The organism is Streptomyces sp. 17_S59, assembly GCF_056930295.1.
This window is the reverse complement of sequence record NZ_JBXOWD010000001.1, coordinates 2,596,074-2,619,026: the sequence shown is the minus strand read 5'-3', so window position 1 is coordinate 2,619,026 and position 22,953 is coordinate 2,596,074. Positions and strand designations below refer to the sequence as shown.

At 73.4% G+C, this 22,953-nt stretch carries 18 protein-coding genes and 1 other RNA gene; 18 read left to right on the top strand and 1 reads right to left on the bottom strand.

From position 1 onward, the window contains the following. The first annotated feature begins 26 nt into the window (after positions 1–26). From ftsX to AC1Z4A_RS11545, 12 genes are all read left to right on the top strand, one after another. Complete coding sequence (gene ftsX, locus AC1Z4A_RS11600; protein WP_483677935.1) at positions 27–941, top strand: permease-like cell division protein FtsX; 915 nt, start codon at positions 27–29, stop codon at positions 939–941. An 81-nt stretch (positions 942–1,022) separates the two neighbouring features. Further along, the gene (locus AC1Z4A_RS11595) at positions 1,023–2,249 is read left to right on the top strand and encodes a S41 family peptidase (RefSeq protein WP_483677933.1); all 1,227 of its coding nucleotides are present in this window, start codon (positions 1,023–1,025) and stop codon (positions 2,247–2,249) included. A gap of 21 nt (positions 2,250–2,270) precedes the next feature. Further along, positions 2,271–2,753 (top strand): SsrA-binding protein SmpB, encoded by a 483-nt coding sequence (gene smpB, locus AC1Z4A_RS11590; protein WP_483677931.1) that lies wholly within the window; start codon positions 2,271–2,273, stop codon positions 2,751–2,753. Between the two features lie 120 nt (positions 2,754–2,873). Continuing rightward, positions 2,874–3,243, top strand: a transfer-messenger RNA (tmRNA) gene (gene ssrA / locus AC1Z4A_RS11585). Positions 3,244–3,410: 167 nt separating this feature from the next. Continuing rightward, positions 3,411–4,589, top strand: coding sequence for a hypothetical protein (locus AC1Z4A_RS11580; RefSeq protein ID WP_483677929.1), 1,179 nt, complete (start codon positions 3,411–3,413; stop codon positions 4,587–4,589). A 205-nt stretch (positions 4,590–4,794) separates the two neighbouring features. Continuing rightward, complete coding sequence (locus AC1Z4A_RS11575) at positions 4,795–5,790, top strand: LysR family transcriptional regulator (RefSeq protein ID WP_483677928.1); 996 nt, start codon at positions 4,795–4,797, stop codon at positions 5,788–5,790. 87 nt (positions 5,791–5,877) lie between these two features. After that, positions 5,878–6,489, top strand: a complete 612-nt coding sequence (locus tag AC1Z4A_RS11570; RefSeq protein WP_483677927.1) for a CGNR zinc finger domain-containing protein — start codon at positions 5,878–5,880, stop codon at positions 6,487–6,489. A gap of 176 nt (positions 6,490–6,665) precedes the next feature. Next, positions 6,666–7,205 carry a sigma-70 family RNA polymerase sigma factor gene (locus AC1Z4A_RS11565; RefSeq protein WP_483677926.1) on the top strand — a complete coding sequence of 180 codons (540 nt, stop codon included), beginning with the start codon at positions 6,666–6,668 and terminating at the stop codon, positions 7,203–7,205. Beyond that, on the top strand, positions 7,202–7,963 hold the full coding sequence (locus AC1Z4A_RS11560) for a zf-HC2 domain-containing protein (protein WP_483677924.1): 762 nt from the start codon (positions 7,202–7,204) through the stop codon (positions 7,961–7,963). The genes AC1Z4A_RS11565 and AC1Z4A_RS11560 overlap by 4 nt, the downstream gene beginning before the upstream one ends. A gap of 148 nt (positions 7,964–8,111) precedes the next feature. Continuing rightward, positions 8,112–10,496 (top strand): HelD family protein, encoded by a 2,385-nt coding sequence (locus tag AC1Z4A_RS11555; protein ID WP_483677923.1) that lies wholly within the window; start codon positions 8,112–8,114, stop codon positions 10,494–10,496. 475 nt (positions 10,497–10,971) lie between these two features. Next, on the top strand, positions 10,972–12,405 hold the full coding sequence (locus AC1Z4A_RS11550; RefSeq protein ID WP_483677922.1) for an NAD-dependent malic enzyme: 1,434 nt from the start codon (positions 10,972–10,974) through the stop codon (positions 12,403–12,405). Positions 12,406–12,693: 288 nt separating this feature from the next. Continuing rightward, positions 12,694–12,975 (top strand): HU family DNA-binding protein, encoded by a 282-nt coding sequence (locus AC1Z4A_RS11545; protein WP_004951951.1) that lies wholly within the window; start codon positions 12,694–12,696, stop codon positions 12,973–12,975. 178 nt (positions 12,976–13,153) lie between these two features. Here the strand turns inward: AC1Z4A_RS11545 and murA are convergent, their stop codons facing one another. Then, entirely contained in the window at positions 13,154–14,491 is a 1,338-nt protein-coding gene (gene murA / locus AC1Z4A_RS11540; protein WP_483677920.1) for a UDP-N-acetylglucosamine 1-carboxyvinyltransferase, read from the bottom strand. 338 nt (positions 14,492–14,829) lie between these two features. Here murA and AC1Z4A_RS11535 point away from each other — a divergent pair, with 338 nt between their 5' ends. The 6 genes from AC1Z4A_RS11535 to AC1Z4A_RS11510 all read left to right on the top strand — a co-directional run bounded on the left by AC1Z4A_RS11535 (position 14,830) and on the right by AC1Z4A_RS11510 (position 22,934). Then, a complete protein-coding gene (locus AC1Z4A_RS11535) occupies positions 14,830–15,438 on the top strand; it encodes a YqgE/AlgH family protein (protein WP_483677919.1) in 609 nt (202 codons plus the stop codon). A 30-nt stretch (positions 15,439–15,468) separates the two neighbouring features. After that, positions 15,469–15,756 carry a DUF3039 domain-containing protein gene (locus AC1Z4A_RS11530; protein WP_483677918.1) on the top strand — a complete coding sequence of 96 codons (288 nt, stop codon included), beginning with the start codon at positions 15,469–15,471 and terminating at the stop codon, positions 15,754–15,756. A gap of 174 nt (positions 15,757–15,930) precedes the next feature. After that, the gene (locus AC1Z4A_RS11525; RefSeq protein ID WP_483677916.1) at positions 15,931–17,562 is read left to right on the top strand and encodes a beta-N-acetylhexosaminidase; all 1,632 of its coding nucleotides are present in this window, start codon (positions 15,931–15,933) and stop codon (positions 17,560–17,562) included. Positions 17,563–17,932: 370 nt separating this feature from the next. Next, complete coding sequence (locus AC1Z4A_RS11520) at positions 17,933–18,832, top strand: FAD binding domain-containing protein (protein WP_483677915.1); 900 nt, start codon at positions 17,933–17,935, stop codon at positions 18,830–18,832. Then, positions 18,829–20,556 (top strand): (2Fe-2S)-binding protein, encoded by a 1,728-nt coding sequence (locus AC1Z4A_RS11515; protein ID WP_483677913.1) that lies wholly within the window; start codon positions 18,829–18,831, stop codon positions 20,554–20,556. Before AC1Z4A_RS11520 ends, AC1Z4A_RS11515 begins: the two co-directional genes overlap by 4 nt. Before the next feature lie 41 nt (positions 20,557–20,597). Beyond that, positions 20,598–22,934 carry a xanthine dehydrogenase family protein molybdopterin-binding subunit gene (locus AC1Z4A_RS11510; RefSeq protein WP_483683568.1) on the top strand — a complete coding sequence of 779 codons (2,337 nt, stop codon included), beginning with the start codon at positions 20,598–20,600 and terminating at the stop codon, positions 22,932–22,934. Positions 22,935–22,953 lie beyond the last annotated feature (19 nt).

Genomic DNA, 22,953 nt, shown 5'->3' with positions numbered 1-22,953 from the left:
CAACGCAAGAGCACTGAAAGGACGCCATGCGCGCCCAGTTCGTCCTGTCGGAGATCGGCGTCGGTCTCCGCCGCAACCTCACGATGACCTTTGCGGTCATCGTCTCCGTCGCTCTGTCGCTCGCCCTGTTCGGCGGTTCCCTGCTCATGCGCGAGCAGGTCAGCACGATGAAGGGCTACTGGTACGACAAGGTCAACGTCTCGATCTACCTCTGCAACAAGAACGACGCCGAGACCCAGGGAGTCTGCGCCAGGGGCGCGGTCACCGAGGACCAGAAGAAGCAGATCAGGGCCGACCTGGAGAAGATGCCCCTCGTCCAGAAAGTCCAGTTCGAGACGGCCGACGAGGCGTACAAGCACTACAAGGAGCAGTTCGGGAAGTCCTCCCCGATCGCCGCCTCCCTCACGCCCGACCAGATGCAGGAGTCCTTCCGGGTCAAGCTCAAGGACCCCAGCAAGTACGAGGTCATCTCCAGCGCCTTCTCCCAGCGGGCCGGCGTGCAGCAGGTGGAGGACCAGCGCAAGACCCTGGAGCCGCTGTTCAACCTGCTCAACGGCATGAACATCGCGGCGCTCGGCGTGATGGCGCTGATGCTCGTCGTCGCCCTGCTGCTGATCGTCAACACCGTGCGCGTCTCGGCCTTCAGCCGCCGCCGGGAGACCGGGATCATGCGGCTGGTCGGCGCGTCCAGCTTCTACATCCAGATCCCGTTCATCATGGAGGCCGCCTTCGCCGGCCTGCTCGGCGCCGGCTTCGCGTGCGTGCTGCTCGTCGGCGGCCAGTACTTCCTGGTGAACAACTGGCTGGTCCACCACATCGACGTCATCCAGTTCATCGGCTGGGACGCGGTGCTCGCCAAGATGCCGCTGGTGATCGCCATCGGCCTGCTGATGCCCGCGCTGGCGGCGTTCGTCGCGCTGCGCAAGTACCTCAAGGTGTGAGCCGGGGCAGGCGGATCGTGCCGAGGGCGCCGTGCGGTCAACTCCCCGTGCGGCGCCCTTCGGTGTCCTAGACTCACGCGCATGCCCGGCCCGACGTTGCCCGTTCAACCGCGCCGCGCCCGTCGAGGGGCGGCCCTGACGCTGGTCTTCGCGGGCGTGCTGGCGACCGGGGCCGTCACCGGCTCCTGGGAGGCCGACGTGGACGGGCGGTACGGCGCCGGGCCGGCCGCGGGGGAGCGCAGACCGCCGCCGGCCCGCACCGTGGCCCGGGCCGTGGACCGCGGAGCCGTCGAGGCCGCCGCCCGGGCGGCCGCGCAGGACGGCAAGTCCGGCTCCGAGGCCGCCGCGGACGTACTCAGCCGCAGCGGCGACGCCTGGGGCGCGGTCTACAGCGCCCGGGAGTACGAGGGCTTCTCGCTCGCCCTGGAGGGCGCGTACGTGGGCGTCGGCCTCACCGCGCGCCGGGCGGGCGACGGCGGGATGGTCGTCGACGGCGTCCGGTCCGGCGGGCCCGCCGAGCGCGCCGGGATCGAGCCCGGGGACCGCATCCTCACCGTCGACGACGTGGACGTCACCGGCCGGCCCGTCACCGAGGTCGTCTCCCGGCTGCGCGGCGAGGGCCGCGCGTACGCCGCCCGGGGCGCCGCCGGTCCCGGCACCCCGGTGCGCCTGGGGCTGGCCCGCGGCCCGCTGCGGTGGGAGCGGACGCTGCGCCGGGCCCGGGTGGTCACGGAGAGCGTGGCCGTCGACCGGCTGCGCGGCGACGGATGGCCGCCGGTCACCCGGATCAGGGTCGAGTCCTTCACCAAGGGCACCGGCGAGCGGATCCGCGAGGCGGTGCGCGCCGCCGAGCCCGGCGAGGGGGTGATGCTGGACCTCCGCGGTAATCCGGGCGGCCTGCTCGGCGAGGCCGTCACCGCCGCCTCGGCCTTCCTCGACGGGGGCCCCGTCGCCACCTACGACGTGGACGGCCGGCAGCAGGCCCTGCACGCCGAGCCCGGCGGGGACGGCCGCCGCCCCCTCGTGGTGCTCGTCGACGGGGGCACCATGAGCGCCGCCGAGCTGCTGGCCGGGGCGCTCCAGGACCGCGGCCGCGCGGTCGTCGTCGGTTCCCGGACCTTCGGCAAGGGCTCCGTGCAGATGCCCAGCCGGCTGCCGGACGGCTCGGTCGCGGAGCTGACCGTGGGGCACTACCGCACGCCCGCCGGCCGCACGGTCGAGGGCTCGGGCATCGCCCCCGACCTGGTCGTGCGGGGCGACGCCGAGCAGCGGGCCCGCACGGTATTGGGTGGCCTCGGGGGTGGGTAGTGGTGCGAGAATGGCCACGCTATGGCTAAAGAGACGGGTCGCAAGCTCATCGCGCAGAACAAGAAGGCGCGACACGATTACCACCTCCTGACCACGTACGAGTGCGGCCTGGTGCTCACGGGCACCGAGGTCAAGTCGCTGCGGCAGGGTCGGGCGTCGCTGGTGGACGGCTTCGTCCACATCGACGGCGGCGAGGCGTGGCTGCACAACGTCCACGTTCCCGAGTACAGCCAGGGGACCTGGACCAATCACAGCGCGCGGCGGAAGCGGAAGCTGCTGCTGCACCGCGCGGAGATCGACAAGCTGGCCTCCAAGGCGGACGAGTCGGGGCACACGATCGTGCCGCTCGCCCTGTACTTCAAGGACGGCCGGGCCAAGGTCGAGATCGCCCTGGCGAGGGGCAAGAAGGAGTACGACAAGCGGCAGACCCTCCGCGAGAAGCAGGACCGGCGCGAGGCGGACCGTGCGATCTCGGCGGCGAAGCGGCGTCAGCGGGGCAAGTAGGCAGGTCACCCCGGCGGGGGCCGCCGGGAATATGCTGGCCCCGTCGCGCGTCGTTCAAGTACGATGGGCAACGCAGCACACCGGGCGTTACCGTGTGTGCGCTCTTTGAAAAAACAACATGGGGATGATCGGTTTCGACAGCGGATGTCGAAGCAGGGGAAGCGAGCCGAGGAAGCGGCAATGATCTCGTAAACCATATGTCGCAACCAATAATCGCCAACACCAAGCGCGATTCCTTCGCCCTCGCTGCCTAAGTAGCGACCTGCGAAGTGTCAGCCCGGGACTGTTCCCGACCCGGATCCTGGCATCATTGAGGGAACTAAACCACTAGGCCCGGCCACGGGGCCTGGTGGGAAACCAAACAGTGGCTGAGCCCGTCGGAGACTTGTTCGCGTGATCTCCGGGGCTGAGAAAATCGCAGCGAACTGCGCTCGGAGAAGCCCTGGTTCCGCACCGTTGGACGCGGGTTCGATTCCCGCCATCTCCACTCATCCCATGTGAGGCCTCCGGCCCGCGAGCCTGCTCGCGGGCCGGAGGCTTTTTCGCGCCCGGAACGGGCACGAGATACCCACCCGCACCCCGCCGTCCCGGCACGGGGCGCAACCACGGGGCCGGGAAGGCCCTCTTCCATGGCGACAAGGGGGTGGCCCGGTGAACGTGAACTGGACACGCACGGCACTCGCGGTGGTGGCGACGGGCACGCTGTGGCTCGGCGGCGGCGGCGCCGTCGCGGCGGCCGACGACGGCCCGGACGGGGTGCACCTGCTGCTCAACAGCGCCTTCGACAACCGGCCGGGCGAGCTGATCGACATAGACGTCCAGGGCGTGCGGTCCTCCGGCGACGTCACCGTCACCTCACCCGTCTTCGCCCACCGCGTGCGGCTCACCCGCTACGACCACGACGGCCGCGGCCACCATGCGCGCCCGGCCGTCTCCATGGCCGTCAAGCCCGGCACGTACCCGCTCACCGTGCATGCCGGGGGCCGGGTCGTCGCCCGGGAGTACGTCGAGGTCAAGCCGGCCCGGCGGCCGGAGTTCCAGGTGAACACGCCCGGCGACGTGCTGCGGCCCGGCGAGCGGCTGGGCCTGTGGTTCGACGACCTCTACCCCGGGGAGCACGGCGACTCCTTCACCGCGACCTCGCCCGCCTTCCGCGCCCCGGTGCGGCTGACCCACGACCCCAAGGGCGGGCACTGGAACAACCCCCGGATGTTCTCGGCGCTGGTGGCCCTGCCGCCGGACGTGAAGGACGGCACGTACAAGGTCACGCTCTCGGCGGCGGACGGCGGGACCGTCCAGGAGAAGCCCCTGGAGGTCCGCGCGGCCCGCCCCGGCGACAGCGACTACGTGGGCCGGGCCCGCGGCCCCGCCTTCTTCGGCGCCGGCGGCCGCCCCGAGACGGCCCGCGCCAACGGCCACAAGGTCGAGGCCGGCAGCACGGTCAATGTGCTGTGGCGGGACGCCTCGCCCGATCCGGGCGAGGAGGAGAAGCTGACCGCCACTTCCCCCGCCTTCGAGCACCCCGTCCCGCTCAAGCGCGACGACAGCAAGGCCGGCGACGGCGACGACCCGCGCTACTACGGCCCCGCACGGGTCCGCCCCGGCCTGGAGGCCGGGCGTTACCCGGTCACGGTGATCAGCCACCACGGCCGGGTGAAGCGCACCGGCCACCTGGTCGTCGCGGGCACCGAAGCGTCCGCGCCCGCGTCCGCCGAGGACGACGACCCGGACCGCACGCTGCTGATCGCGGGCGCGGGCACGGGCGCGGCCCTGGGAGTCGCGGGCGGCGTGCTGCTGCTGAGGTGGCGCGGCCGGGTGCACCGCGCCGGCGTCTAGGGGTGTCCCTGGCCGGCCGGTCTCAGGCGCCCCGCCCCCGCCACGCCCGGCGGAGGCGGGTGCGGAGGCCGGGGCGCGGGGTGGGGGTGTAGCGCGGGGGTGCGGCGAGGAAGAGGATCATGCGTCTACCGTCGCGGACGGGGCCGGGCGCGGTCCAACACCTGATCAGTGGCCATTCACGCGCCTGTGTTGTTAACTGCCTTGTATGACGGGGGACATGGAACCGCGCCTCCTGCGCGCGTTCGTCGCGGTGGCCGAGGAACTGCACTTCACCCGCGCCGCGGCGCGGCTGTACGTGGCACAGCAGGCCCTCAGCCGCGACATCCGGCGGCTGGAACGGGAGTCGGGGGCGCAGCTGTTCGTCCGTACGACGCGCAGCGTCGCCCTCACCGCGGAGGGCGAGCGGCTGCTGCCGTACGTGCGGCGGGTGCTCGCGGCGCACGACGAGCTGGCGGCCGCGTGCACCGGGAACGGCGCGGACCGGCCGCTGCTGGTGGCGGTCGGCTCCCGGTCCGGCACGGCCCACCTCGTGGTCGAGGCCGCCCGACGGGCCGTGCCCGAGCCGGAGTTGGTCTGCCGCTACCGCAGCGGGCTCACCGGGGCGGTCGGCGACCTGCTGAGCGGGCGCCTCGACGTCGCCTTCGGCCGGGTGGCCGGGCTCGCGCCGGAGATGCGGGAGGGGCTGGAGCACCTGCCGGTGCGGCTGGAGCGCATGGCGGTGCTGCTGCCCGGGGAACACCCGCTGGCGGAACGGGAGCGGGTGCCGCTGGCCGCGCTGCGCGGCGAGACCCTCTACACGGCCGCCGGGAACGCCGCCACGGCCGAATGGACGGAGCTGGCCGGGCTGCTCTTCGCGGGGCGCGGGATCGCCGCCGCCGAGCCGTTCCCGGAGATCGAGGGCGCCGAGGAGTTCGTGCGCGTCGTCCGCAAGCGGGGCTGGTCCGTGCTGGCCAGCGTCGAGTTCGTCGACGTGCCGGGGATGGTGCTCAGGCCGCTGGACGGCCCGGTGCCGCTGTCGCCCGTGTCGATGGTGTGGCGGCGGGGACTGCGGCACCCGGGGCTGGACGCGCTGCGCTCCGCCGCGAGCGGGCTCGCGGCGGAGCACGGCTGGCTGGTGCGGCCGGCCGGGGCCTGGCTGCCGCCGGGCGACGCGGCGGTGATGGGCGTCCCGGCCGACATGCCCGCCGACATGCCCGTCTGAGTCTGGCGCCGCGTCACCCGGGAGCGCACCCTGGGACGGCGGGGGAACCTCCCGGAGACACCTCCCAGAGAAGAAGGGGTGACACGCATGGCGGCGGCAGCGGCCTCCTACGACCTGCGGTTCGACTCAGGGCGGCTCTGCCTCGACCTGGTGGCCACGGTCGGCCGGCGGTTCAGCGAGGAACCGGTCGAGCGGCTCGACACCCCCGAACGGCTCTGCGCCTGGCTGCTCGGCGCCGGGGTCGTGCCGCCGGGCACCCCCCTCGACGCCGTGGACGCGGCCTGGCTCGCCCGCTTCCACGCGGTCCGCGACCTGCTGCACCGCGTCGTGCACGCCGAGGTCGACGGGCGCGCCGCCGAGTCCGACCTGGAGCGGGTCAACGCCCTCGCCGTCGCCGCGCCGCCCGCGCTCCGGGCGGTCCGGGCCGCCGACGGCAGCCTCGTACGGACCGTCGGCGGCACCCTCGACTGCGGCTCCCTGGTCGGCCGGATCGCCCGGGACGCCGTCGAGCTGCTCACGGACCCGGCGGCCCGGGAGCAGCTCCGGCGGTGCGAGGGCGAGGCCTGCTCGCTGCTCTACCTGGACACCTCGCGGGGCCGCCGCAGGCGCTGGTGCTCCAGCGAAGTCTGCGGCAACCGCGAGCGCGTGGCCCGCCACCGGCGGCGCGTCTCCGCCGCCTCCGCCAACGGCTCGCCGTGAACCGGAACCGGCCCGCTCCGGAGGATCTTCCGCTCGCCTGAGCGAAAGCCGGCCGCCGCCCGTACTTCCGTACGAAGGGGTCTTCTTGCACCGGCGGCACCGGAGGGAGCGGCCACTGACCACTCACCACAAGTCCCGGGACTCACCGCACCGCGCTCTCGACCCAGGGGGAAGGCTTGCGCAAGGATGCCGTCGTGGCTGACAGGACGACTCCCGACGAGGAGCTGATGCGGGCGCTCTACGCGGAGCACGCGGGCCCGCTCCTCTCCTTCGTCCTGCGCCTCGTGGCGGGCGACCGGCAGCGCGCGGAGGACGTCGTCCAGGAGACGCTGCTGCGCGCCTGGCGCAACGCCGACCGGCTGCGCGTCGCCCCCGGCTCCGTACGGCCCTGGCTGGTGACCGTCGCCCGGCGCATCGTCATCGACAACCACCGCAGCAGGCAGGCCCGCCCCCCGGAGGTCGACCCCGGGCCGCTGGAGCAGATGCCTGCGGTCGACGAGATCGACCGGGCGCTGCGCCTGATGACGATCTCCGACGCGCTGGGCGACCTTTCCCGGGCCCACCGAGAGGCCCTGATCGAGACCTACTTCAAAGGACGTACCGTGAGCGAGGCGGCGGAAGAGCTGGGCGTGCCGCCCGGGACCGTCCGATCCCGGGTCTTCTACGCACTGCGCTCCCTGAAGCTCTCGCTCGAGGAACGAGGAGTGACGGCATGAACCGGCAGCCGGCACCGGGCCACGAGCACGCGGCGGACGACGGCCACGCCGCCGTGGGCGCCTATGCGCTCGGCGTCCTGGGCGGGGCCGAGGCCGCGCGCTTCGAGGAGCACCTCGCCGACTGCCCCCGCTGCGCCGCCGAGCTGGACGGGCTGATGGGCCTCGCCCCGCTCCTCGCCGACGTCCGGGAGCACACCCCCGACCCCGGCGCCCTGGCCGCCCCGCCCCGCGCCGAGCTGCTGGACGGGCTGCTCGGCAAGGTCACCGCCGTCCGCCGGGCCCAGCGGACCCGCAGGATCTGCCTGGCCGCCGCGGCCGTCGCGCTGATCGTCGCCGGGCCGCTCGCCGTCGCCGCCGTCACCCAGGACTCGGGCGGGGGCCACTACGGCACGAGCGCGGCCAAGCAGATGTACGACGAGGGCGAGAAGTACAACGGCGGCACCGACCCGGTCACCCACGTCAACGCCACCGTGTCGCTGGAGGACAAGCCCTGGGGCACCCACGTCGCCCTCCGGCTCGGCAACGTCAAGGGGCCTCTGACCTGCACTCTCGTCGCCGTCGGCAAGAACGGCCAGGAGCAGGTCGTGACCACCTGGGCGGTACCCGCCTCCGGCTACGGGCTCGAGAAGGGCACGGGCGACAAGTGGAGCCAGGAGCCGCTCTACACCCACGGCGGCACCGCCTTCAACGAGAAGGACATCGCACGCTTCGAGGTCCGCACGCTCGACGGGCAGCACCTGGCGACCGTGAACGTGTGAGCCGGCGCGCCGGGCACCGAGGGGCCGATCGGTTCATCCGTCAACAGGTGGAACTCGTGGCATACCCCTCATGTCCTGACAGGTGCGCTCAGCACCCCTGTTCGCGTACGGTTGACGGCTGCCCTACGCAAAGAAGAAGGGGGCCTGGGTGGCCGCGCAGAACGCCACACACGCGCAGGTGGCGACGGAACCGGCGGCGGAGGCGGACGGGGTCCGCAACCGCGAGATCGGTGCCGAGCAGCATCATCTGGACCGGGTGTACCGGCGCCTCGAGGAGAAGATCCACGAGGCGGAGTTCCTCATGGACGACGCCGCCAAGCGCGGCCAGGTCGGGACCCCCGGCGCGCTCGCCGAGCGGGACGCCCAGGTGTTCCGCGCCGGGGTCCACCTCAACCGGCTGAACAGCGAGTTCGAGGACTTCCTGTTCGGCCGCATCGACCTGCTGCTCGGCAAGGACGGCAAGAAGGGCCCGGACGGGGCGTACACCTCCGTCGAGCCCGCGGACGACGCCGTGCAGGGCGACCGGGCCGAGATCGCCGAGACGCTGCACATCGGCCGCATCGGCGTGCTGGACGCCGACTACTCGCCGCTGGTCATCGACTGGCGGGCGCCCGCGGCCGCACCCTTCTACCGCGCCACCCCGGTCGCGCCCGGCCGCGTCGTGCGCCGCCGCGTCATCCGCTCCAAGGGCCGCCGGGTCCTCGGCGTCGAGGACGACCTGCTGCGCCCGGAGCTGAGCACGACCCTGGACGGGGACGCGCTGCCCGTGGTCGGCGACGGCGCGCTGATGGCCGCGCTCGGCCAGGCCCGCAGCCACACCATGCGGGACATCGTCTCCTCCATCCAGGCCGAGCAGGACCTGGTCATCCGGGCCCCCGCCGCCTCCGTGACCGAGGTCGAGGGCGGCCCGGGCACCGGCAAGACCGCCGTGGCCCTGCACCGCGCCGCCTACCTCCTCTACCAGGACCGCCGGCGCTACGCGGGCGGCATCCTCGTCGTCTCCCCGACGCCGCTGCTGGTCGCCTACACCGAGGGCGTGCTGCCCTCGCTCGGCGAGGAGGGCCAGGTCGCCATCCGGGCGGTGGGCTCCCTGGTGGACGGCGCCGAGGCGGACACCTACGACGAGCCCGCCGTCGCCCGCGTCAAGGGCTCCTCCCGCATGCTGAAGGTGCTGCGCAAGGCGGTGCGCGGCGCCCTGGAGGTACCGGCCGGACCCGGCGCGGCCACCGGGCGCGACGGGCAGCTGCCCTTCGACGACGGCTTCTCCGGCCCGCCCGAGCGGCTGCGGGTCGTCGCCTTCGGCGCCCGCCTGGAGCTGGACGCCGACGAGCTGCGCCGCATCCGGCAGACCGCCCTCGGCGGCACCGCCCCGGTCAACCTGCTGCGCCCCCGCGCCCGCCGGCTGATCCTGGACGCCCTCTGGTCCAAGGCCGGCGGCCCCAAGCGCTACACCGACCCCGAGCTGGCCGCGGAGGCACGTTCCGCCTTCGACGAGGACATCACCACCGAGGACTCCTTCACCGGCTTCCTCGACGCCTGGTGGCCGGAGCTGACGCCCCGTCGGGTGCTGGCCTGCCTGGCCGACGAGAAGCGGCTGTCCCGCTGGTCGCGCCGGGAACTCAACCCGCGCGAGGTGCGCCGGCTCGCCCGCTCGCTGCGCCGCCTGGACGCCCGGGGCCACGGCCCGCTGTCCGTGCACGACGTGGCGCTGCTGGACGAGCTGGAGACGCTGCTCGGCGTCCCGCACCGGCCGAAGCAGCCCCGCGAGGTCGACCCGCTCGACCAGCTCACCGGGCTGGAGGAGCTGATGCCGAACCGCGGCGAGTCGCGCCGCGAGCGCGCCGAGCGGCTGGCGCAGGAGCGCCGCGACTACGCGCACGTCATCGTCGACGAGGCACAGGACCTGACGCCCATGCAGTGGCGCATGGTCGGCCGCCGCGGCCGCCACGCCACCTGGACGATCGTCGGCGACCCGGCCCAGTCCTCCTGGTCCGACCCGGACGAGGCCGCCGCCGCCCGCGACGAGGCGCTCGGCACCCGCCCCCGCCGCCGCTTCCGGCTCACCGTGAACTACCGCAACCCCGCGGAGATCGCGGAGCTGGCCGCGAAGGTGCTGGCCCTGGCCATGCCCGGGATGGAGTCCCCGGCGGCGGTCCGCTCCACGGGCATCGAGCCCCGGTTCACCGTCGCCGGCGACGGCCTGGGCGCGGCCGCCCGCCGGGAGGCGGAGCACCTGCTGGCCGACGTGGAGGGCACGATCGGCGTGGTCGTGCCGATGGGCCGGCGTGCCGAGGCGCGGCAGTGGCTGGCCGGGCTGGGCGACCGGGTGGTGGTGCTGGGCAGCCTGGAGGCCAAGGGCCTGGAGTACGACGCCACGGTCGTGGTCTCGCCCGCCGAGATCGCCGACGAGTCCCCGGCCGGGCTGCGCGTGCTGTACGTGGCGCTGACCCGGGCCACCCAGCGGCTGACGGTGCTGTCGGGGGAGCGGGACGACCCCGACGAGCTGGGGGTGCCGGACCTGCTGCGGGACTGACCGGCCGGGTCGGGTGCGCCCGTTCAGAGGTTCTCCGGACGCTCTCCGGATGCTCTCGGGTCGATCTCGGGTCGATCTCGGGACGTTCTTCAAAAGGAACGCGCCCTACCGGAATGACTTCCGGGACCGGTTTGTTAGCCTGGGTACGGCACCGGCTCGATCCAAGCCCCCGGGCCCAACCTTCGTCGCTTCGAGCGACCACTTGCCGCGAGGCGAGCATGGCGGGTCGGTGCCGCTCGACGTGTCCTACGGGCGCTCTTCCCCGGATTCTCTTCCGGGGAAGAGCGCCCGTAGGCGTTTCCGGCCCGGGGCTCCCGTATGTTGGAAGGCTCCTTCCGGGATGCGGCGCTGGTTACCGCGTACTCACCGGTAGGTGGGACGATCGGGATCGCGCACCGGTGAACTGCGTCGGCATAACGAACGCAACACCAGAGCGGCATCACAAACGAAACAGTGAAAGCAGAGGAAAGCGGCCATGGCAACGGCGCCTAGCGTCTCGTACTCGATGACGGTCCGGCTTGAGGTCCCCGCGGGCGGGACCGCGGTCAGCCAGCTCACGACGGCCGTGGAGTCCTCCGGCGGTTCGGTGACCGGCCTGGACGTGACCGCCTCCGGCCACGAGAAGCTGCGCATCGACGTCACCATGGCGACGACCTCGACCGAGCACGCGGACGAGATCGTCGAGAAGCTCCGCAGCATCGAGGGCGTGGTGCTGGGGAAGGTCTCGGACCGTACGTTCCTGATGCATCTGGGCGGCAAGATCGAGATGGCGTCCAAGCACCCCATCCGCAACCGTGACGACCTGTCCATGGTCTACACCCCCGGTGTGGCCCGGGTGTGCATGGCGATCGCGGAGAACCCCGAGGACGCGCGCCGTCTGACCATCAAGCGCAACTCCGTCGCGGTGGTCACGGACGGCTCGGCGGTGCTGGGCCTGGGCAACATCGGCCCGAAGGCCGCGCTGCCGGTCATGGAGGGCAAGGCCGCGCTCTTCAAGCGCTTCGCGGGCATCGACGCCTGGCCGATCTGCCTGGACACCCAGGACTCCGACGCCATCGTGGAGATCGTCAAGGCCATCGCCCCGGGCTTTGCGGGCATCAACCTCGAGGACATCTCCGCCCCCCGCTGCTTCGAGATCGAGGCCCGCCTGCGCGAGGCCCTGGACATCCCCGTCTTCCACGACGACCAGCACGGCACCGCCATCGTCGTCCTGGCCGCCCTCACCAACGCCCTGCGCGTGGTGAACAAGAACATCGGCGACGTACGGGTCGTCATGTCCGGCGCGGGCGCCGCCGGTACGGCCATCCTCAAGCTGCTGATGGCCGCGGGTGTCGGGCACGCGGTCGTCGCCGACATCCACGGCGTTGTCCACGCCGGCCGCAAGGACCTGGTGGACGCGGGCCCGGAGTCGGCGCTGCGGTGGATCGCGGACAACACCAACCCCGAGGGCATCACCGGCACGCTCAAGGAGGCCGTGCGCGGGGCGGACGTCTTCATCGGCGTCTCGGCCCCCAACGTCCTCGACGGCGACGACGTGGCCGCCATGGCGGGGGACGCGATCGTCTTCGCGCTGGCCAACCCCGACCCCGAGGTCGACCCGGCCATCGCCCGCCAGACCGCCGCGGTGGTGGCCACCGGCCGCTCGGACTTCCCGAACCAGATCAACAACGTGCTGGTCTTCCCCGGCGTCTTCCGCGGCCTGCTCGACGCCCAGTCCCGCACCGTGAACACCGACATGATGCTCGCCGCCGCCCGCGCCCTCGCCGACGTCGTCGCCGAGGACGAGCTCAACGCGAACTACATCATCCCCAGCGTTTTCAACGACAAGGTGGCCGGTGCGGTCGCCGGAGCCGTCCGCGAGGCCGCCAAGGCCGCCGGAGCGGCTGTGACGGCCACCACGACGGTCTGACCACGGCGCGTCGAGTGGCGCGACGCCGCCGGGCCCCCCATAAGGTGTCGGGCAGACATCCGGGCCCGCAGAAATGCGGCCGCATCCGAGGCTGTGGCGCTGGAAGTGGCGCTTTCCGTGTGACTCTCCAGGGTGCCGGATTGGCTTTCCCGCCACTGGTGGGGGCAGGATGCGTAACCGGGCGCGAGGGTCTGGCAAACGGACCCGGGTCCGGGGACTGTCCGAGGGCCCTGGCAGCATCGGCTTCGATCTCACGCCTCATTGGCAAGAAGAACACGGGAGTACAACATGAACCGCAGTGAGCTGGTGGCCGCTCTGGCCGACCGCGCCGAGGTGACCCGCAAGGACGCCGACGCCGTTCTGGCCGCGCTCGCCGAGACCGTCGGCGAGGTCGTCGCGAAGGGCGACGAGAAGGTCACCATCCCCGGCTTCCTGACCTTCGAGCGCACCCACCGTGCCGCTCGGACCGCGCGCAACCCGCAGACGGGCGAGCCGATCCAGATCGCTGCCGGTTACAGCGTGAAGGTCTCCGCGGGCTCCAAGCTGAAGGAAGCCGCGAAGGGCAAGTAAGCCCCCAACGCGAAAGGGCGGCCACCCCCGCACGGGGGTGGCCGCCCTTTTGACGTCTGCGGACCTTTCCGGGAACCGGTGGCCCCGGGGGACGGTAACGGCCCGTCAGGCCCTGTGGGGGCCTGTACGGGCCGTCAGAAGCCCACGTCGGGCCGGACCTGCGGGTCGGTGCCCCGCGTTACGCCGCGGAACCCGGCAGCTCCACGTGCGCCCCGAGCTCCTTCAGCTTCTGCATGAAGTTCTCGTAGCCGCGGTTGATGAGGTCGATGCCGTGGACGCGGGACGTGCCCTCCGCGGCCAGCGCCGCGATCAGGTACGAGAAGCCGCCGCGCAGGTCGGGCACGACCATGTCGGCGCCCTGCAGCTTCGTCGGGCCGGAGACGACCGCCGAGTGCAGGAAGTTGCGCTGGCCGAAGCGGCAGGCGGAGCCGCCCAGGCACTCGCGGTACAGCTGGATGTGGGCGCCCATCTGGTTCAGCGCGGACGTGAAGCCCAGCCGGGACTCGTACACCGTCTCGTGGACGATGGACAGGCCCGAGGCCTGGGTCAGGGCCACGACCAGCGGCTGCTGCCAGTCGGTCTGGAAGCCGGGGTGGACGTCCGTCTCCAGCGCTATGGCGTTGAGCGGGCCGCCCGGGTGCCAGAAGCGGATGCCCTCGTCGTCGATCTCGAAGGCGCCGCCGACCTTGCGGTAGGTGTTGAGGAAGGTCATCATCGAGCGCTGCTGGGCGCCGCGCACGTAGATGTTGCCCTTGGTGGCCAGCGCCGCCGACGCCCAGGAGGCCGCCTCGAGGCGGTCCGAGAGGGCGCGGTGGTTGTAGCCGCCGAGCGTGTCGACACCGGTGATCCGGATGGTCCGGTCGGTGTCCATGGCGATGATCGCGCCCATCTTCTGCAGCACGCAGATGAGGTCCTCGATCTCCGGCTCCACGGCCGCGTTGGACAGCTCGGTGACGCCCTCCGCCAGGACGGCGGTCAGCAGCACCTGCTCCGTGGCGCCGACCGACGGGTAGGGCAGGCGGATCTTGCAGCCGCGCAGCCGCTGCGGGGCCTCCAGGTACTGGCCGCCCTCGCGCTTCTCGATCGTCGCGCCGAACTGGCGCAGCACCTCGAAGTGGAAGTCGATCGGCCGGCCGCCGATGTCGCAGCCGCCCAGGCCGGGGATGAAGGCGTGGCCGAGCCGGTGCAGCAGCGGGCCGCACAGCAGGATCGGGATGCGCGAGGAGCCGGCGTGGGCGTCGATGTCGGCGACGTTGGCGCTCTCCACGCGGGAGGGGTCCATCACCAGCTCGCCGGGCTCGTCCCCGGGACGCACCGTGACGCCGTGCAGCTGGAGCAGCCCGCGCACCACGCGGACGTCCCGGATGTCGGGGACGTTGCGCAGCCGGCTGGGGCCGCTGCCGAGCAGGGCGGCGACCATGGCCTTCGGCACGAGATTCTTCGCGCCGCGGACGCGGATCTCTCCCTCGAGCGGGGTGCCGCCGTGGACAAGCAGGACATCGTCAGGGCCGGGCATTGGTCTCGCGTTCCTGGAGTTGGGCAAGGGGCAAGAAGAAAGGGTAATGCGACCGGAGGGCCGTCCCAACGCCCTGAGGGGGATCGGGGCACGTCATGGGTTTGTCACAACACTCTGTGTTTACGGAATGGTCGCTACCGGTTATCACGAGGGCCGTTTCGACCATGATCACCGGACTTTTTCCGGTCACGGCGGCCGGAAAGTCCCGTCGGGACGGCCGGGAACCGCCGGGGCCCGGTGCGCGTGCGCGTCCGTTGCTCTCGTGCGCCCCCGCGTCGCCCTGTCCGGTCGTCGCCGTCCACTCCCCGTACCGGCGGGAAATGCGGGATCATGTGGCCATGACCGAGGTGTCCTCCCTCACAGGACGGCTGCTCGTGGCGACGCCGGCGCTGGCCGACCCGAATTTCGACCGCGCGGTGGTGCTGCTGCTCGACCACGACGAGGAGGGCTCCCTCGGCGTGGTCCTCAACCGGCCGACCCCGGTCGGCGTCGGCGACATCCTGGAGTCGTGGGCCGCGCTCGCGGGGGAGCCCGGGGTGGTCTTCCAGGGCGGCCCGGTCTCGCTGGACTCGGCCCTGGGCGTGGCCGTGGTGCCCGGAGAGCCCCACGACGCGGCAGCCGGGGTCCTGGCGGGCGAGCGCCCCGGCCGGAGCGACCCCATCGGCTGGCGCCGGGTGCACGGGGCGATCGGGCTGGTCGACCTGGAGGCCCCGCCGGAGCTGCTGGCCGCGGAGCTGGGCTCGCTGCGGATCTTCGCGGGCTACTCCGGGTGGGGGCCCGGCCAGCTGGAGGACGAGCTGGTCGAGGGCGCCTGGTACGTGGTCGAGTCCGAGCCCGGCGACGTGTCGTCGCCCGTCCCCCAGCAGCTGTGGCGCGCGGTGCTGCGCCGCCAGCGGAACGAACTGGCGATGGTCGCCACCTATCCGGACGACCCGAGCCTCAACTGACCGGGCCCGGCCCCAGTACCCTTGGGGACCATGAGCACTCTCGAGCCCGAGCGCGGGGCAGGTACCGGCACCCTCGTAGAGCCGACGCCGCAGGTGTCGCACGGCGACGGCGACCACGAGCGCTTCGCCCATTACGTCCAGAAGGACAAGATCATGGAGAGCGCGCTCTCCGGTTCCCCGGTCGTGGCCCTCTGCGGCAAGGTCTGGGTCCCCGGGCGCGACCCCAAGAAGTACCCGGTCTGTCCGATGTGCAAGGAGATCTTCGACGGCATGGGTGCCGGCGGGGACGACAAGGGCGGCGACAAGAACAAGAAGTAGCCGCGCCGGCAGGCTCATATCCGACCCACGGCTCCCGGGGCGCGCGACGGCGCGTTCCGGGAGCCGTTGTGTATGCGGTGCGGGGGCAAATCCAGCCCGTCCGGCGTTTGAGGACCGGGGGTCCGGGGCGGAGCCCCGGTTACGGGAAGGGGCGGGGTGGGGGAAGAAAAACCCATGCCCGACCTCATACCGGCCCCCCTCCGCCTCCACACCCACGCCACCCCCACCCTCACCCTCGACGAAAACACCCGCATCCAGGCCCACCCCGGCACCGAACCCACCGCCCACTGGCTCCGCACCACCGTCGGCGCCGCGACAGGGCTCCCCCTGCACCCGGGAGCCACAGGCGACAACCGCATCGTCCTGGCCCTCGACCCCGCCCTCGGGCACACCCTCGGCCCCGAGGCCCACCGCATCACCCCCACCGCCACCGGAACCCTCCACCTCACCGGCGGCAGCCCCGCCGGCGTCTTCTGGGCCGCCCAGACCCTCCGCCAGCTGCTCGGCCCGGATGCCTTCCGGCGGGCGCCGGTCACGTCGAAGCGGGAGTGGGCGCTGCCCGCCGTCGCCGTCGAGGACGCACCCCGGTTCGCCTGGCGCGGCGTCCTCCTCGACGTCGCCCGGCACTTCACGCCCAAGGACGGCGTGCTGCGCTACATCGACCTGCTCGCCGCCCACAAGCTCAACGTCCTCCACCTCCACCTCACCGACGACCAGGGCTGGCGCCTGGAGATCGAGCGCTGTCCGAAGCTGACCGAGGTGGGCGCCTGGCGCGCCCGCAGCAAGTACGGGCACCGGGCCTCGCCCCTGTGGGACGAGCGGCCGCACGGCGGCTACTACACGCGCACGGACATCCGCGAGATCGTCGCGTACGCCGCGGCCCGGCACGTCACCGTCGTGCCCGAGATCGACCTGCCCGGCCACGCGCAGGCCGCCATCGCCGCGTACCCCGAGCTGGGCAACACCGACGTCGTCGACACCGCCGCCCTCGCCGTCTGGGACACCTGGGGCGTCAGCCCCAACGTGCTCGCCCCCACCGACACCACCCTCGCCTTCTGCGAGAACGTCCTGACCGAGGTCCTCGAACTCTTCCCCTCGCCCTTCGTCCACATCGGCGGCGACGAGTGCCCCAAGGACCAGTGGCGGGCCTCGCCCACCGCCCGGGCCCGCATGGCGGCGGAGGGGCTGGCGGACGAGGACGAGCTGCAGAGCTGGTTCATCCGCCACTTCGACCAGTGGCTCGCCGCGCGCGGCCGGCGGCTCGTCGGCTGGGACGAGATCCTGGAAGGCGGCCTCGCACCCGGCGCGACCGTCTCCTCCTGGCGCGGCTACGCGGGCGGCATCGCCGCGGCCCGCGCCGGCCACGACGTCGTCATGTGCCCCCAGCAGCAGGTGTACCTGGACCACCGTCAGGACGCGGGCCCCGACGAGCCCGTACCCATCGGCTACGTCCGCACCCTGGAGGACGTCTACCGCTTCGAGCCGGTGCCGCCGGAGCTGACGGCCGAGGAGGCGGCCCGCGTCCTGGGGGCGCAGGCCAACATCTGGACCGAGGTGACGGAGAACCAGCAGCGGGTGGACTACCAGGCGTTCCCCCGGCTCGCCGCCTTCGCCGAGACGGTGTGGTCGGCCCTGCCCCCGCCCGCCGAGCGCGACTACGCCGCCTTCGCGCGCCGCATGACCACCCATTACGCCCGGCTCGACGCCCTCGGCGTCGACTACCGCCCGCCCTCCGGCCCCCGGCCCTGGCAGCGCCGGCCCGGCGTGCTCGGACGCCCGATCGAGGGCCCGCCCCCGATCGTGTGAGCCGCGCCGGAAGGTGACGAACCGTGGGGCGCGCCCTGGCACGGTGGTCCTTCACACACTGCCGTAAGTCGCACAAGGGGCGGCGAAGCGTGGCAATACGCCCACAGTGCTCAGAGTGCTCAGAGTTGTCCAGATCACTCACACTGCGCAGAGCGGAGAGACCGCTGGAAAACGGACCTTCCTTGCGGCGAGGGCCGGTCCCGCGTTCCACGGACCCGTTCCCGGACCCTCGCGACGACCGACCCGGAAGATGTGCCAGAGTTGCCAAGTCCGGGCCGACAGCACGTACCGTACGGCGAGATCAGGCAGATCAGCCGGATCGGGCGGATCGAGCGGAACAGCCGGAACCACCGGGGAAGGGGCAGCTGGGTTGACCACGCACGCACCGCAGGCGGCGCACACGGTGACGCTGCCGGGCTCGCTCGACGAGGCCGTGGCGGCGCTCACCGCCATGCCCACGGCCGTGCCCGTGGCGGGCGGCACCGACCTGATGGCCGCCGTCAACCGCGGCCGGCTGCGCCCCGCCGCCCTCGTCGGCCTCGGCCGCATCAGCGAGATCCGCGGCTGGCAGTACCAGGACGGCGCCGCGCTGCTCGGCGCGGGCCTCACCCACGCCCGCATGGGCCGCCCCGACTTCGCCGCCCTCATCCCGGCGCTGGCCGCCGCCGCCCGCGCCGCGGGACCGCCCCAGATCCGCAACGCCGGCACGCTGGGCGGCAACATCGCCTCCGCCCAGCCCACCGGCGACGCGCTGCCCGTGCTCGCCGCGCTCGAGGCCTCGCTGGTCATCGCGGGCCCCGGCGGCACACGCCGCGAGGTCCCGGTCGGCCAGCTGCTCGCCGGGCTCGACATGCTGCGGCCGGGCGAGCTGATCGGTTACGTGCGCGTCCCGCTGCTGCACGCCCCGCAGACCTTCCTCAAGGCCACCGCCCGCACCGGGCCGAGCCGCGCCGTCGCGTCCGTGGCCGTCGTCCTGGACCCGGCGCGGCGCAGCGTGCGGTGTGCGGTGGGCGCGGTGGCGCCGATGCCGCTGCGGCCGTTCGACGCCGAGCGCTGGGTCTCCTCGATCATCGACTGGGACGGCGAGCGCACGCTGGCGCCCGACGCCTGCACGGCCTTCGGCGAGTACGTCGGGGCCGCCTGCATCCCCGACCCCGCGCCGGCCGGAGGCGAGGGCGGCGAGCCGGGTACCCTGCCGCCGGCCGTTCTGCATCTCCGTCGTACGGTGGCGACCCTGGCCCGCCGAGCACTGGGGAGGGCACTCGCGTGAGTGACGAACAGCAACAACACACCCATGTGCCCGGCGAGGGCAGCTGGCAGCCCATCCCGCGGGGCGGCGAGCTGGACGCGGACGGCACCACCTTCGTGCAGCTCCCGCCCGAGCTGCTGGCCCACCCCGGCCCGACGGCCACGAGTTCGTGGGGCCCGCTGGCGGCTCCCGGCACGGGCGCCGGGTACGCGCCCGCGGAGGACTCCTGGCAGCAGCGGCCCGTTCCCGAGCCGGTCCCGGTCGCCCAGGGCCAGGGCTCCTGGAACGCGGTGCCGCAGGCGGCCCCGTACGGGCACGCGCCCGCCGACCCGCACGGCGTGCACGACCCGCATTCTTACGACCCGCATCCGCACGACCCGCATCCGCACGACCCGCATGCGCATGACCCTCAGGCCACGGCGGAGTGGGCGATGCCGTTCGCGTCCGCCGAGGGTGCGGGCGCCGTGGGCCCGGGGGACCTGCCGGTTCCGGCGGATCCGACGGGTCCGGACGGATCGACGGGTCAGTGGTCCGTGCCGGCCGCCGGGGACGACTCGGTGGAGGAGTCGGGCGAGTACGCGCTGCGCGGCACCCGTGCGGGCAGCACGGGGGTAACCGGTGCGGGCGATAATCCGATCGGCGAGTGGACGGCCGGGGCGCAGGCCCCGGAGCCGGTCGCGGCCGCGACCGAGGCTCCCGCGGAGCCCGAACAGGACAACCCGGCGGCCGAACCGGAGGCGGAGCCCGCCACCGGGCACGTCACTGCTCCCGCTCCCGAGCCCGTCGCCGTACCCGGCCCCCGCTCGGAAACCACGCTGGAACTCAAGCTCGACTCCCTGCCGAAGCCGGACCCCGAACCGGAACCGGAACCGGCGCCGGAGCCGCACTCCGAGCCCGAGCCCGGGCATGAGCTGCACACAGAGCACGCTCCCGCCCCCGAAGCGGAGCTTCCCCCCGCCCACCCGCACAACGAACACCCCTGCGCCTCGTACGTCCTGCGCGTCAACGGCACCGACCGTCCCGTCACCGACGCCTGGATCGGCGAGTCCCTGCTGTACGTGCTGCGCGAGCGCCTCGGCCTCGCGGGCGCCAAGGACGGCTGCTCGCAGGGCGAGTGCGGGGCCTGCTCGGTGCAGGTGGACGGCCGGCTCGTCGCCTCCTGCCTGGTGCCGGCCGCGACCTCGGCGGGCGCCGAGATCCGCACGGTCGAGGGCCTGGCCGCCGGCGGGCAGCCCTCCGACGTGCAGCGGGCGCTCGCCGAGTGCGGCGCCGTGCAGTGCGGCTTCTGCGTGCCCGGCATGGCGATGACGGTGCACGACCTGCTGGAGGGCAACCACGCCCCGACCGAGCTGGAGACCCGGCAGGCGCTGTGCGGCAACCTCTGCCGCTGCTCCGGCTACCGGGGCGTGCTCGGGGCGGTGCGGCAGGTCGTCGACGAGCGCGCCGCGACGGCCGCGGCCCAGGAGGAGGCCGAGCAGGCGGCCCAGGCCGCGCAGGCGGACCACGACGGCCACGCCGACCACGCCGCCGGTCCGGAGACACCGGGCATCCCGCACCAGACGGGCCCGCACGACACCCTGCACGGCTACGTCGACGGTTATGGCGACGGCTATGCCGACACCACCTACGGCGGCGGCCCCGTCGGCTACGGCAACGGCTTCGGCGGTGACTTCGGCGGCGACCTCGGTGGCGGCTTCGGCGACGGCTACGCCGACGGTGACGGCAGCGGAAAGGCAACGGCATGACGGGAATGGGCGGGACGGCCGGAACGGGCGCGGCCGAGGGGATGGCGGGAGCGGGCACCGATCCCGGCTCCGTCGCCGCCGCCCTCGCCTCCGTGACGGCGGCCGCCGCGCCGCCGCCCGTCCCCGTGCCCCCGCCGCACGGCATCGGCGCCTCCCTCCCGGCCACCGACGCGGACGCCAAGACCCAGGGCACCTTCCCGTACGCGGCCGACCTGTGGGCGGAGGGGCTGCTGTGGGCGTCGGTGCTGCGCTCCCCGCACCCCCACGCCCGTATCGTCTCGATCGACACCACCGCCGCGGCCACGATGCCGGGCGTGCGCGCGGTCGTCACGCACAAGGACGTACCGGGCGACGCGGCCCACGGCCGCGGCGTCGCCGACCGCCCCGTCTTCGCCTCGGAACTCGTCCGTTACCACGGCGAGCCGATCGCCGCCGTCGCCGCGGACCACCCCGACACCGCCCGGCTCGCCGCCGCGGCGATCGCCGTCGAGTACGAGCCGCTGGAGCCGGTCACCGACCCGGAGACGGCGTTCGGGGCCGGACCGCTGCACCCCGACGGCAATCTGATCCGCCACATCCCGCTGCGCTTCGGCGACCCCGAGGTGCAGGGCGAGGTGGTGGTCGAGGGCCTGTACCGCATCGGCCGCCAGGACCCGGCCCCCATCGGCGCCGAGGCCGGGCTCGCCGTGCCCTGCCCGGACGGCGGCGTGGAGATCTACACCGCCTCCACCGACCCGCACGCCGACCGCGACCTGGCCGCCGCCTGCCTGGCGCTGGCGCCGGACCGGGTGAAGGTCGTGGTCACGGGCGTGCCGGGCGCGATGGGCGACCGCGAGGACATCGGCAGCCAGCTCGCCCTGAGCCTGCTGGCGCTGCGCACGGGCCACCCGGTCAAGCTCGCGGCGACCCGCGAGGAGTCCTTCCTCAGCCACGCCCACCGCCACCCGACGCTGCTGCGCTACCGCCACCACGCGGACGCGGAGGGCAGGCTGGTGAAGGTCGAGGCCCAGGTCCTGATGGACGCGGGCGCCTACGCCGACTCGTCCTCCGAGGCGCTGGCGGCGGCGGTGGCCTTCGCCTGCGGCCCGTACGTCGTCCCGCACGCCTTCGTCGAGGGCTGGGTGGTGCGCACCAACAACCCGCCCTCCGGTCATGTGCGCGGCGAGGGCGCGATGCAGGTGTGCGCCGCGTACGAGGGCCAGATGGACAAGCTGGCGGCGAAGCTGGGCCTGGACCCGGCCGAGATCCGCATGCGCAACGTCATGGCGACCGGCGACCTGCTCCCCACGGGCCAGACGGTCACCTGCCCGGCCCCGGTGGCGGAACTCCTGCGCGCCGTCCGTGATTTCCCGCTCCCGGACCTCCCGGCGGACGACCCCGAGGAGGACTGGCTGCTGCCCGGCGGCCCCGACGGCGCGGGCGAACCGGGCGCGGTCCGGCGCGGCGTCGGCTACGGCGTGGGCATGGTCCACATGCTGGGCGCGGAGGGCGCGGACGAGGTCTCGACGGCCACGGTGAAGGTCAGCGGCTCGGTGGCCACGGTCATCTGCGCGGCGGTCGAGACGGGCCAGGGCTTCTCGACCCTCGCCCGCCAGATCGTCCAGGAGATCCTGGGCATCGACGAGGTCCACGTGGCCCCGGTCGACACCGACCAGCCCCCCGCCGGCCCGGCGGCCCACGGCCGCCACACCTGGGTGTCGGGAGGCGCGGTGGAGCGCGCAGCCCGCATGGTCCGCACGCAACTCCTGCAACCCCTGGCTCACCAGTTCGGCATGTCCACAGAACTGCTGTCGATCGCCGACGGCAAGATCACCTCGTACGACGGCGTGCTGAGCACGACGGTGGCCGAGGCCCTGGCCGGCAAGGAACTCTGGGCCACGGCCCAGTGCCGCCCCCACCCGACGGAACCGCTCGACGAGACGGGCCAGGGCGACGCCTTCGTGGGCATCGCCTTCTGCGCGGTACGGGCGGTGGTCGACGTCGACATCGAGCTGGGCGCGGTGCGGGTGGTGGAGATGGCGGTGGCCCAGGACGTGGGCCGCGTCCTCAACCCCCGCCAGGCGCACGCGCGGATCGAGGCGGGCGTGACCCAGGGCATCGGCGCGGCCCTGACGGAAAACCTCCGCACCAACGGCGGCCTGGTCCGCCACCCGGACCTGACGGGCTATGCGCTGCCGACGGCTCTGGACGCCCCGGACATCCACATCGTGAAGCTGGTGGAGGAACGGGACGTGGTGGCCCCCTTCGGCGCGAAGGCCATCAGCGCGGTCCCGGTGGTGACGTCCCCGGCGGCGGTGGCCTCGGCGGTACGGGCGGCGACGGGCCGCCCGGTGAACCGGCTGCCGATCCGGCCGCAGACGGCGGCGGGGGTGCGGTAGCAGGGGCTCTTTGGGTTCA